Consider the following 12,674-nt stretch of genomic DNA (forward strand, 5'->3'; position numbering starts at 1 on the left):
CTTATTTTTTTTGTGCCAGTTCTGAATGGTCGAAAATGGAGAACTTCTTCTTTTCATCATCCGCATATTCGAAATACTTCATGTACGGCGTATAGTCTATGTTCAGTTCCTTCAGCTTTTTCTTCATAAAGCCGTGATCTCGTTTAGGTGTCGCAATAATATAGCCGCGCATTATATGATCGAGTTCAATCTGATCTGCATGCTCATCCAACGCTATCTTGGAGATTCTCCCCGCAATCCTTTCCTTGGCAACGTCGCGGAACAGTTCCGGAACCGGAGAAACCAGCTCATTAAGCAGTACCCTGCTGTCGTCCTGCCATAAAGGCAGTGCCTTGTTGATATAGTAATCCTGCCAGTCCAGCTCACTGCGCCCATCTTCTTTAGGCATCCGCTTCAGAAACTTTCTGAACATAAAAAAACCACCGATGGCAAGTAAGCCGATAAATATGACGGTCCAGAGAAAAATCAAGTACATAAACGTATCGTTCAATTCATTCACCTCATAGACATTATAAAAAATAAAAAGCTTTGTGTCTAATTCATTCGCTCAGTTCGATATATAGAGTGAAAGGAGGTGAGAACATGTTAAAAGAACTGACTCTTAATCTGACATACGTGGCTTCTACAGACGAAAATGGCAGGGAAACAAAGAAAACACGTCGCTTCAGCCAGGTACGACTTGACCTGACAGATTCACAGGCACTGGAAATGAAAGGTCTGATCAGCGAGCTGACAGGCGAGGATTACATCAGCGCTGAACTGACTGAGCTGAAATTAGTGAAGTAGCTTTCAGAAAAATGGATGAAAGGAGGAATAAGCCATGAAGACTTTACAGATGACATTCACAACTGATTTCGGTAAAAACTATCAATTCTCAATCGCCAATCCAAAATCTGACTTGACAGCACAGACGATTGAGAATGTGATGCAGACTATTATTGACAGACAGTACTTTGAAACACCTGCCGGCAGACCCGTTGCCATCAAAGGCGCAAAACTTGTAGACCGTACCGAAAGCATTATTCTTAAAAAGGATTAATTAAGTGAACATCTACCTGGGGCATGACCGTATCTGGTCATGTCTTTTTGTGTATAATAGGGGTGAGGTGACCCTATGAAAATCATGCATATAGCAGACCTGCATATCGGACGAACATTAAATCAGCATCTCCTGCTGGCCGATCAGGCATATGTTCTGAATAAATTAATAACAGAAATCGACAATGAAGCTATAGAGCTTGTCATCATAGCTGGTGATATCTATGACCGGGCTCTGCCTTCAAAGGAAGCGGTGCGGCTCTTTGAAAGTTTCATCTACAGGATCAATATAGAGCGCGGTCTGCCCGTTCTGGCTGTCAGTGGCAACCATGATGGTGCCATGCGTCTCGGCTATGGTAAGGACTGGTTCAAAGGTCATCAGTTCTATTTGAGCACTGCAATCGAGGATAGCTTTACGCCGGTAACGTTTGACGACGTCGATTTCTACCTTATTCCATATATTGAACCGGCAGAAGCACGGCTCTATTTCGAGGAAGATAATATACAGACACATTATGACAGCTACAGAAAAGTAGTGGAAATCATCAATGACAAGAGAGATCAGTCAAAAAGAGCTGTTATCATCAGCCATCTCTTTATTCAGGGGGGCGCTGAAACTGATTCTGAGAGACCTTTATCTATGGGGGCAGTTGAGTATGTCCATCAAACGGTGTTCAAAGGCTTTGATTATGTGGCACTCGGCCATCTGCATCATCCATTTGCCATACAGTCAGAGACAATATTCTACAGCGGCAGTCTGATGAAATATTCATTCAGTGAGGTCAGTCAGCCTAAGGGGTACCGGCTCGTCTATATAGATGAGGAAGTGAAAAGTGTCTTCGTACCTGTCGAGGCACGGCGTGATATGCATGTGATTGAAAGTGACTATGAATCGGTGATCAACAACAGTCTGGCGCTCAGTACGGAGGATTACTATCAGTTCATATTAAGTGATATGCGTCATATCAAGGATCCGATGACGCGGTTGAAGCAGGTCTATCCGAATGTCCTTGAACTCCGTTATGCAGAAGATATCAGAAGTGAACGTGAAGTTGAAGTAGAGGTTGATCAGCGAACTGATATGGAGATCATCCAGCAGTTCGTCCGTAAACTGACCGATACGTCTTTGTCACATAACCAGCAGCAGATTATTGAACGATTGAGCAAGGAGGTCAATGATGAAACCCATTAAACTTGAACTGAAGAACTTCGGCCCTTTCCTGGATGAAACCATTCATTTCAATGAACTGAATCAGCAGCAGCTCTTTCTGGTCAGCGGCCGTACGGGTTCCGGCAAGACAATTCTCTTTGACGCTATGACTTATGCGCTCTACGGAGAAGCCTCCACCAAAGACCGTGATAAAAATGCACTGCGCAGTCAGTTTGCCGGAAACGATGAGATAGCAAGCGTCAGGTTCACGTTCACTGTCAGCGGTTCCACTTATGTCGCAGAACGACAGCTTCCATACTGGAAGACGGGCAACAAGAAGATGACAGAATCGAAGTTCCAACTGATGGACATCACAGACGAAAAGAAGCTGCTGGCTGCAAAAACAGCTGAAGGCAAACAGGCTGTACTGGATATTATGAAAGTGGATGCGAATCAGTTCAGACAGATTCTGATTCTGCCGCAGGGCGAATTCAAGCGTTTTCTCGTTTCCTCAAGTAAAGAGAAACAGCCTGTGCTGAGGACATTATTCAATACAGTACGCTTCAGGCTGCTTGAGGATAAACTGCTGACTGAAACGAAAGAGCTTGAATCCGCAGTTCATACTTTAGAGGAAAAACTGTATGCGCTGCTCGGTCAGATTAAAGCAGATGCGACTGTGGAAGGTTCAATCGGTCAGCAGCTGGCTGGATATCAGAGTATCGTTAATGAACAGCAGCAGCAGCTCGAACAGCTCTCTCTAGCAGCTGCAGAGCTGACAGAAAAGTTGAATGCTGCACAGACAGAACTTGAAGCAGCCCGTCAGGTGAACGCTCTGATTGCGCTGCGAGCAGAACTGACAGCCGAAAAGAACGAGCTGATCAGTCAGCATGACGCTATACAGGACAAGAAACGTGAACTTGTAAAGCTGCAGGTGCTGGAGACGCTCTCTGAACGTTACAGTCAGCTGCAGAAAATGACGGCGAAGATAGGTCGCTGGTCAGAGGAAATGACAGAGCTGAGTGCAACAAAAGAGAAATTGGCCCTTCAGCTGGCAGCTGACAAGAAAGAACTTCATCTGCTTGTTGAAAATGAAGCAGAAATGTCACTTTTGACCACTAGAAGAGATGATGAACGGCATTATCTGAATGATGACATCTGGCAGCAGCTTGAACAGCAAATCCGTGATAGTGAGGAGACGATAAAGACGCTGTCATCACAAATCCAGGAGACGGAAATGATCGCAGGTGATGTGATCTTCAGTCAGATGACCGCTAACAATGATAGACGTCAGAGACTGAGTGATGAAATCATGAGTGGACAGCAGCAGCTCACTTCCTCTAAGAATGAACTGAAGGAAAAGCAGGCGCAGAATGACAGCTTTGACCGTCGTCTCCAATATGAGGCGGAGCTGAAGACTTTAACGGTTACAGCAGCTACGGTGCATGCAGATGCAATCAATCTGCTGAGACAGCATCTCCATACAGGTGATGTCTGTCCGGTCTGTCAGCAGATAATCCAGGACATGCCGGATAGGGCTGAAGCCACTGATAGACTGGAGATGATGAAAGAGCAGGCACGTCAGAAGGTCAGACTCGAAAGCCTTATCGAGGCGCTGAGTGATGTTGAACAGGCTGATACCCGCCGCATCATGAACAGAATACGTGAGCTGGAAAGCTATATCGCAGAAAAGCTTGAGGCGAAGGAGGAAGCGGATAAAGAACAGGAACAGCTACAGCTGGATTTCACCGCAGCTATCGACGGACAGGAAAAGCGTACTAAGCTGGAAAATAAACTTGAACAGGTGCAGTATGAACTGATGTCAGATAAAGAGAAATGGCAAGGCTTTAAGGAAAAAACGGGCTGTCATTCGTATGACGAGTTTGCAGCGGTATGGTCCATGCGTAATGAACAGATTATTCGCTACAATGAGAGAAAAGAAGAGCTTCAGAAGCGTATCGATGCCCATATCAATGAACTGAAGATTAACAGCTCTGCCTCTGACCGGCTCTCCGTTCTCCTGAAGGATGGGCAGGCCGAAGAGGAGGCCGCTCGGTCCAGGCTGACAAAGGAAATGGCGAAGTATAAAATAACAGAGGAGCAGCTGGCTGTATCACCTGATAATGAACGGCCTGACAAGCTGGAACATGAAATCGAGCGGTATGAGCAGGCACTTACAGAAGTCACTATCAGACTGAAGACACTTGAAGACCAGATACAAGGTCAGGCATATGTAGACACAGAACAGCTGGCTGCTCATGCCGGCATCCTGAAGGAAGACCAGATGGAAATTCAGGAACAAGAGACGACATTGAAAATCAGGCTGGAGGATAATCGACAGCTGCTGGCTGAAATTGAGAAGATAGATAAGGATTATCGCCTGCATGTCGAAGAGCAGAAGGAACTTCTTGAATTATCCCGTTTACTCGGCGGGAAAAATCAGCATAATCTGACGCTTGAGAACTATGTACTGACTTATTATCTGGATCAGACGCTTAAGCTGGCTAATCTGCGCCTGAAGGAAATGACGGGACATCGTTATCAGTTCAGACGCAGCATCATCAAGTCATTAGGCTACAGTGGTCTCGATATCGAGATTTTTGATCAGTATTCCAATCAGGTCCGTGATATCACGACGCTGTCGGGCGGAGAAACATTCCTGGCCTCGCTATCGCTTGCGCTAGGTCTCAGTGATTATGTCACTCAACTATCAGGGGGAATCAGCCTGGAATCCGTCTTTATAGATGAGGGCTTCGGCACGCTGGATAATGAGACGCTGGAAACAGCGATTGAATGTCTCGTGGAACTCGAAAGAAGCGGCAAGATGGTCGGTCTGATTTCACATGTGCCAGTGCTGAAGGATAGAATTCCTGCCATCCTTCACGTTGAAAGCTCCGGCTATTTAAGTACCACACATTTCACAATTAAATAAATGTTGAAGTTTAGTCATAATTTAAGACTTTCATAGAAATCCTACTATGATATATTAAATATATCAACGAGGAGGTCAGCTATGAAAAAGCTACTGATATTAATGAGTATTATATTTGTTTTAGCCGCGTGCAGTAATTCAAGGCTCGACCCTAAACCGAGTTATGGTAATCAGCTGACAGAATTTACTGCAGCTGATGAAGACGGTGGCACCTTCTCGGAGAAAGAGATGAAAGGTAAAGTCTGGATTGCTGACTTTATTTTCACTAACTGTGAAACGGTCTGCCCACCGATGACTTTCAATATGACGAAAGTTGTTGACGAGCTTGAGAAGGAAGGCGTGAAGGATTACGGTATCATCAGTTTCAGTGTCGATCCTAAACGTGATACACCTGCGAAGCTGAAAAAGTATTCGAAACAATATGGCGCTAAAACTGATAACTGGAAGCTCGTGACTGGCTATGATGAGAAATTTATCCGTCAGTTTGGGGAAGAGAACTTCAAGACCATCGCAGTACCACCGACAGCGGGCAATGATCAGGCGACTCATGGCACATCCTTCTATCTGATTGATCAGAACGGTACAATCATCAAAGATTACATCGGTAAAGATACGGGTGATCAGAAGTTCCCGAAAGGTGAGATTGTTGAGGATGTCAAGACTTTGATCAAAGAGGGACCATACAAGAAGTAATCAAGATCAAAAACGGGAATTCCAGTGGAATTCCCGTTTTTGTGAATATTATAGATTTTTGTTGCGCAGTAAATCGCGGATTTCAGTGAGCAGCACTGTATTCTCTTCAACTGTTTCCTCAGTAGGCTGAGCACGCGTCAGTCTGTTAAGTACTTTGATAAATAAAAAGATGGAAGCTGCGATGATCAGGAAGTCAATGATTGATTGAATGAAGACACCGTATTTAATACCCATATAAGACCAATGTTTTGCAAAATCTGTTTTGCCACCTAATATCAGGGCAATGATCGGCATAATAATGCTTTCTACTAATGCGGACACGATTTTATTGAATGCAGCCCCGATGACGACTGCCACAGCAAGGTCGAGAACATTACCCTTCATAGCAAATTCCTTAAATTCTTTCACTAATGACATGTATAGTCACCTCCTATTATTATTTATTGTACACCGTTTTTTTGTAATGTAAATACTTTTTATAATCAAGAAAAAATAGCATTACATTTCTGATAATTTTCAGAAAGTTGATAGTTTACACTTTCTACGTTATCATAAATAGTGCTTTAAATTGAGAAAGGAGTTTTTACATGCCAAAGTCAAAAATGTCAAAAGTTTTCTATATTGCACTTGCACTTGTTGTCCTGACAGTATTACTAGGTGCTACTATGCCGGAACAGTTCGGAGAGGTGACCGGAAAAATCAATGCATCTATCACTGATAAGTTCGGCTGGTATTATGTCATGATTTCAACGTTTATGGTCGTATTCTGTATCTTCCTTATTTTAAGTCCGATCGGGAAGCTGAAATTAGGAAAGCCTGAAGACGAACCGGAGTTCAGTTCGTTATCATGGTTTGCGATGCTGTTCAGTGCAGGAATGGGTATCGGACTTGTGTTCTGGGGCGCATCAGAACCACTGAGTCATTACCTAGCACCACCTACAGCAAAACCGGAAACCAATGAGGCATTCCGCGAAGCACTTCGTTCAACATTCTTCCACTGGGGATTCCATGCCTGGGCAATCTACGGTGTCGTCGCACTTGGTCTTGCTTACTTCCAGTTCCGAAAAGGTGAGCCCGGCTTAATTTCACGCACATTAAGACCATTATTAGGTAATAAAGTAGAAGGCCTGCTTGGAACTATTATTGATGTACTTGCAGTATTTGCAACTATAGTAGGAGTTGCAGTGTCCCTTGGGATGGGTGCTCAGCAGATCAATGGTGGTTTACATTACCTGTTCGGTGTACCCAATACATTTTGGGTAAAAGTCATTATTGTTATTATCGTAACTATTTTATTCCTGATGAGTGCATGGACAGGTTTATCGAAGGGAATCCAGTACTTAAGTAATCTTAATATCGTTTTTGCGGCACTGCTTCTTTTTGCAGTCCTGTTTGTCGGTCCGACGATTCTGATTCTGAACATGTTCTCGACGTCAATCGGGAACTTACTGGAGAATTTCATCTATATGAGCTTTGATGTGTCTCCACTGAATGAGACGAAGAAGGCATGGATGAGTGACTGGACGATTTACTACTGGGGCTGGTGGATGAGCTGGAGTCCCTTTGTCGGTATCTTCATCGCCCGTGTCTCTAAAGGACGTACAATCCGTGAATTCCTGATCGGTGTACTGATGGTTCCCGCACTTCTGAGTTTCTTCTGGTTCAGTGTATTCGGTACAACAGCGATCGAATTAGTCAAGAAAGTGCCTGCGATCGGTAAAATGACGGTCGAGACGCAGCTGTTTGGCATCTTCCATGAGATGCCGATGGGTATCGGTCTTTCCATACTGGCGCTGCTGCTCATCTGTACTTTCTTTATCACATCAGCGGATTCAGCGACATTCGTCCTCGGTATGCAGTCTACGCATGGTTCACTGAACCCGCCGAACAATATTAAAGTGATCTGGGGTATCTCACAGTCACTGATTGCGCTCGTCCTGATCTATGCAGGCGGTTTAGGTGCACTTCAGAGTGCTGCGATTATCGTCGCATTCCCATTCTCATTCGTGCTGCTCGGCATGATGTATTCACTGTATAAGGATGCGAACAGAGAACGGCTTCATCTCGGTTTAACACTTAAGCCGGATAAACGTTTCCGCAGAAAAGAAAAATAGCCTTAAAGACGAATCTGAGCGATTCGTCTTTTCTTTATTGATTAATTCCTGAATTAGCTGATAATAGATGATGGACAGGAGGGGATTTTTATCAAAAAGAAAAAGTTTAATCCTTATACTATCATTCTATTGTCATTCCTATTCACCCTGCTGCTGGGTACTTTGTTATTATCCTTGCCGGTCTCGCAGAAAACACCTGTGCCATTTATTGATCATCTGTTTATTGCGACAAGTGCATTTACGGTTACAGGTCTGGCGACGATAGATATAACAGCTGATTATACATATTTCGGCCTCACGATCATTATGCTGCTGATTCAGGTGGGTGGTTTAGGAATCGTTACGCTCGGTATGGTCATTTTCATTCTGGTCGGACGCAAGGTGGGTCTTAAAAACCGCTTCCTGATCAGTGAAGCCTTGAATCAGGGGAGTATCGGCGGTATCTTAAGGCTGGTTCAGATTGTGCTCTTCATCAGCCTGGCATTTGAATTTGCCGGAACGTTGTTGCTCGCGATTGAATGGATACCAGTGTATGGGTTCGGGGAAGGTTTATACCGAAGCCTATTTACAGCAGTCAGTGCGTTCAATAATGCAGGATTCGCCCTTGACAGCGATAACATGATCTCACATCGCATCAATCCCGTTATCAACTTTCTTGTGACTACACTGGTTGTACTTGGTGGTCTGGGTTTTACTGTCTACATCGATCTCTTTAGGAAGAAGACATTCACGGCTTTACGTGTTCATACGAAAATTATGCTGATAGGCACATTAGCCGTCAACACAGCGGCTACAGCACTCGTCTTTTTACTTGAGATGAACAATAGGAAGACTATCGGCGGCTATCACTGGTTTGATCAGCTGCAGATGTCCTACTTTCAGGCTGTGACCACGCGGACAGCGGGCTTTAATTCCATTGATATAGGTGCGATGAATACCGATTCACTGCTGCTGATCATGCTGCTGATGTTTATCGGCGGCGGTTCCACTTCTGTAGCAGGCGGGATAAAGCTGACGACGGCCGCAATGATTCTCTTCGGTACGATGACTTACATCAAGGGTCAGCAGGAGATTCAGATCTTTGGCCGGGCTATCGAGCAGAAGTTTCTACTGAGAAGTTTTGCAATAGTGGTCCTCAGCTCTGCAACGATATTTATCATTACGTTTCTTCTTGTGCTCGCGGAACCTGATCTGCCGTTTTTGCCTCTATTTTTTGAGACAGTGTCCGCCTTCGGTACTGTCGGGCTGTCGATGGGGGTTACAGCGAAACTCACTATTGCCGGTAAACTGCTGATTATCCTGATGATGATGATAGGGAAAATCGGTGTACTCACTTTCGTCTTTACGTTCTCACAACCAAAAAATCAGCATTATCGTTATCCTAAGCAGGATATACTGACCGGTTAAAAGCAGACGTCATCTGAGGATGGCGTTTTTGTTATAAGTAAAACTTATAATCTGATATTTGATATTTGAAATGTGATAATATTTACTTCTCACTTAAGATTGATTAAAATAATAAAGAAAGCGGTTCATTATAAAATAGGGGGAACAAATATGAATTCAAATATCCAAAAGGCTTCTAAAAAGACTTTTGAGCTGAATGGTCAGTCATACACATTCTATAGCTTGAAAACTCTTGAAGAACTCGGTTTAGGGGAAATCAATCAGCTACCTTACTCAATCCGCGTACTGCTTGAATCGGTCTTACGTCAGTTCGATGGTCGGGTCATTACAGAGGACCATATTAAGCATCTGGTGAAATGGAGTAAGAAAAACGATCCAAACGCTGAAGTACCATTCAAACCTTCACGTGTCATCCTTCAGGATTTCACGGGTGTACCAGCAGTCGTTGATTTAGCATCATTACGTAAAGCGATGGATGATGTCGGTGGAGATGTGACTAAAATCAATCCTGAAGTACCTGTCGATCTGGTCATCGACCACTCAGTACAGGTTGACCAATATGGTAACGCGACTGCGCTGCAGCGCAACGTTGAGCTTGAATTCGCACGTAATAAAGAGCGTTATCAGTTCCTGAACTGGGCGACAAAAGCATTCGATAATTATCGTGCTGTACCACCTGCGACAGGCATTGTCCATCAGGTGAACCTCGAGTATCTTGCGAATGTCGTGCATGTCCGTGAAATGGATGGTGAACAGGTCGCTTTTCCGGATACTTTAGTCGGAACTGACTCGCATACGACTATGATTAATGGTATTGGTGTACTCGGCTGGGGTGTCGGGGGTATTGAAGCGGAAGCGGGTATGCTCGGCCAGCCGTCCTATTTCCCGATCCCGGAAGTAGTCGGTGTCAAGCTGACGGGCGAACTGCCTGAAGGTGCCACTGCAACTGATTTAGCACTCCGTGTCACGATGGAACTGCGTAAAAAAGGTGTCGTCGGTAAGTTTGTTGAATTCTTCGGTCCAGGCGTTGTGACTTTACCGCTGGCTGACCGTGCGACAATCGCTAATATGGCGCCTGAGTACGGCGCAACTTGCGGTTTCTTCCCTGTTGATGAAGAAGCACTTGCCTATCTGCGTCTGACAGGGCGCAACGATGCGCATATCCAGGTCGTAAAAGAATATTTAGTGAGAAACAATATGTTCTTTACGGTGGATAATCCTGAACCGACTTATACTGATATCGTTGAACTTGACCTTTCAACAGTTGAAGCTTCTCTGGCAGGTCCGAAGCGCCCGCAGGATCTGATCAACCTGAGCGATATGCAGAAGGAATTTGTTAAGTCTGTGACGGCACCTGCCGGTAATCAGGGGCATGGATTAGATAAAGATGAATTTGATAAAGAAGTGCTGATTAACTATGCGGATGGCCATCAAGGAAAGATGATAACAGGTGATATCGCTATCGCTGCGATTACATCCTGTACTAATACGTCTAACCCTTATGTCATGCTAGGTGCCGGATTAGTCGCTAAGAAAGCAATCGAAAAGGGACTTAGGGTGCCCGATTTTGTGAAGACATCTCTTGCACCGGGTTCTAAAGTCGTGACAGGTTATCTTGAAGCGAGCGGTCTGCAGGACTATCTGGATCAGCTTGGTTTCAATACGGTCGGTTATGGCTGTACGACGTGTATCGGTAACTCAGGTCCGTTATTACCGGAGATTGAAGAAGCGATTTCACGTCAGGATCTCCTTGTGACATCTGTTCTTTCAGGTAACCGTAACTTCGAAGGACGTATTCATCCGCTCGTTAAAGCCAACTATCTGGCTTCACCGCAGCTGGTTGTGGCATATGCGCTGGCTGGAACTGTGGATATCGATCTGCAGAATGACCCGCTCGGCAAAGGAACTGACGGTAAAGATGTTTTCCTGAAAGATATCTGGCCATCTATTGAAGAAGTTAAATCAACAGTTCAGTCAGTCGTGACACCTGAACTCTTCCGCAAGGAATATGAAGCAGTATTTGAGTCAAATGAACTGTGGAATCACATTGAATCAACTGATCAGCCGCTATACGACTTTGATCCGAGCTCTACTTACATCCAGAATCCGACGTTCTTCCAGGACCTTTCTAAAGAACCGGGGGCAATTGAACCATTGAACGACCTGCGCGTGATGGGGAAATTTGGTGATTCAGTGACAACAGATCATATCTCTCCGGCAGGCGCTATCGGTAAGGATACACCAGCAGGTCACTATTTAAGAAACCATGGTGTGGACATCCGTGACTTCAACTCATATGGTTCACGACGTGGTAACCATGAAGTGATGATGCGCGGTACATTTGCGAACATCCGTATCAAAAATCAGATTGCACCGGGCACAGAAGGCGGATTCACTACTTACTGGCCAACCGGAGAAATCATGCCTATCTTTGATGCGGCGATGAAATATCAGGAGGATGGGACAGGACTTGTGGTATTAGCAGGTAACGACTATGGCATGGGTTCATCTCGTGACTGGGCGGCGAAAGGGACTAATCTGCTCGGGGTCAAAACAGTTATCGCACAAAGTTACGAACGTATCCACCGTTCAAACCTTGTGATGATGGGTGTCTTACCGCTCCAGTTTATGAACGGTGAATCGGCTGACTCACTGGGTCTGACAGGTAAAGAAGCGATTTCTGTGGACATCAAAGATGATATCCGTCCACGTGATATCGTCAAAGTCACTGCCGTTAAGGAAGATGGTACTAAAGTGGAATTTGATGCACTGGCTCGGTTTGACTCTGAGGTTGAAATTGATTACTATCGTCATGGTGGTATTCTGCAGATGGTACTCCGTAATAAATTAGCATAATGGGCTGGGCTGCAACTGCAGCCCGGTTTTTTGTTATAATGACGGAGGAGGAGTGAAGATATGTTTACAACTGAAACTGAAATCGCAGTAAGATATGCGGAAACCGATAAGATGGGCGTGGTCTATCATGCTAATTATCTGATCTGGTGTGAAGTGGCAAGAACAGACTTCATAGAGAAAGCGGGGTTCAGCTATGCGGATATGGAAAAGGAAGGAATCATTTCTCCGGTCCTTAATATTAATCTGAATTACAGATGTTCGGTGACTTATCCGGAGAAAGTGAGAGTGAGAAGCTGGATTGAATCTTATTCGAAAATTCGCACTGTCTATGGTTATAAGATTGTCAAGGAAGACGGCAGCATCGCAGCTGACGGAACGTCCACTCATGTCCTGATTAAAAAGGGCAGTGACAGACCACTGAGGCTTGATCGATGTTTTCCTGACTGGCATGCAAAGTATCTGGAACTTAACCAGCAATAAAAATACC

11 protein-coding genes are annotated in these 12,674 nt (G+C 44.7%); 9 read left to right on the plus strand and 2 right to left on the minus strand.

The window, feature by feature from the left end; translation table 11 throughout:
• Position 1: 1 nt before the first annotated feature.
• Positions 2 to 490 carry a DUF2621 family protein gene (locus ERX40_RS03115; RefSeq protein WP_133417037.1) on the minus strand — a complete coding sequence of 163 codons (489 nt, stop codon included), beginning with the start codon at positions 488 to 490 and terminating at the stop codon, positions 2 to 4.
• Positions 491 to 582: 92 nt separating this feature from the next.
• Here ERX40_RS03115 and ERX40_RS03120 point away from each other — a divergent pair, with 92 nt between their 5' ends.
• From ERX40_RS03120 to ERX40_RS03140, 5 genes are all read left to right on the plus strand, one after another.
• Positions 583 to 786 (plus strand): DUF1659 domain-containing protein, encoded by a 204-nt coding sequence (locus ERX40_RS03120; protein WP_133417038.1) that lies wholly within the window; start codon positions 583 to 585, stop codon positions 784 to 786.
• A gap of 34 nt (positions 787 to 820) precedes the next feature.
• Positions 821 to 1,039 (plus strand): DUF2922 domain-containing protein, encoded by a 219-nt coding sequence (locus ERX40_RS03125; RefSeq protein WP_133417039.1) that lies wholly within the window; start codon positions 821 to 823, stop codon positions 1,037 to 1,039.
• Between the two features lie 75 nt (positions 1,040 to 1,114).
• Entirely contained in the window at positions 1,115 to 2,230 is a 1,116-nt protein-coding gene (locus tag ERX40_RS03130; RefSeq protein ID WP_133417040.1) for an exonuclease SbcCD subunit D, read from the plus strand.
• A complete protein-coding gene (locus ERX40_RS03135; protein WP_165980636.1) occupies positions 2,217 to 5,117 on the plus strand; it encodes an SbcC/MukB-like Walker B domain-containing protein in 2,901 nt (966 codons plus the stop codon). Before ERX40_RS03130 ends, ERX40_RS03135 begins: the two co-directional genes overlap by 14 nt.
• Before the next feature lie 81 nt (positions 5,118 to 5,198).
• Positions 5,199 to 5,810: an SCO family protein gene (locus ERX40_RS03140; RefSeq protein ID WP_133417042.1), complete on the plus strand. Its 612-nt coding sequence runs from the start codon at positions 5,199 to 5,201 to the stop codon at positions 5,808 to 5,810.
• A 48-nt stretch (positions 5,811 to 5,858) separates the two neighbouring features.
• Here ERX40_RS03140 and mscL read toward each other — a convergent pair whose 3' ends face one another.
• Positions 5,859 to 6,227, minus strand: coding sequence for a large conductance mechanosensitive channel protein MscL (gene mscL / locus ERX40_RS03145; protein WP_133417043.1), 369 nt, complete (start codon positions 6,225 to 6,227; stop codon positions 5,859 to 5,861).
• Between the two features lie 170 nt (positions 6,228 to 6,397).
• Between mscL and ERX40_RS03150 the strand changes: the two genes are divergently transcribed.
• The 4 genes from ERX40_RS03150 to ERX40_RS03165 all read left to right on the plus strand — a co-directional run bounded on the left by ERX40_RS03150 (position 6,398) and on the right by ERX40_RS03165 (position 12,667).
• Positions 6,398 to 7,924: a glycine betaine uptake BCCT transporter gene (locus ERX40_RS03150; RefSeq protein ID WP_208001646.1), complete on the plus strand. Its 1,527-nt coding sequence runs from the start codon at positions 6,398 to 6,400 to the stop codon at positions 7,922 to 7,924.
• Between the two features lie 129 nt (positions 7,925 to 8,053).
• Complete coding sequence (locus tag ERX40_RS03155; protein WP_243712899.1) at positions 8,054 to 9,331, plus strand: TrkH family potassium uptake protein; 1,278 nt, start codon at positions 8,054 to 8,056, stop codon at positions 9,329 to 9,331.
• A gap of 150 nt (positions 9,332 to 9,481) precedes the next feature.
• Complete coding sequence (gene acnA / locus ERX40_RS03160; protein WP_133417045.1) at positions 9,482 to 12,187, plus strand: aconitate hydratase AcnA; 2,706 nt, start codon at positions 9,482 to 9,484, stop codon at positions 12,185 to 12,187.
• 60 nt (positions 12,188 to 12,247) lie between these two features.
• Entirely contained in the window at positions 12,248 to 12,667 is a 420-nt protein-coding gene (locus tag ERX40_RS03165) for an acyl-CoA thioesterase (protein ID WP_133417046.1), read from the plus strand.
• Positions 12,668 to 12,674: the final 7 nt, after the last annotated feature.

The sequence above is a fragment of the Macrococcus carouselicus genome (genome assembly GCF_004359515.1).
Classification (GTDB): domain Bacteria; phylum Bacillota; class Bacilli; order Staphylococcales; family Staphylococcaceae; genus Macrococcus; species Macrococcus carouselicus.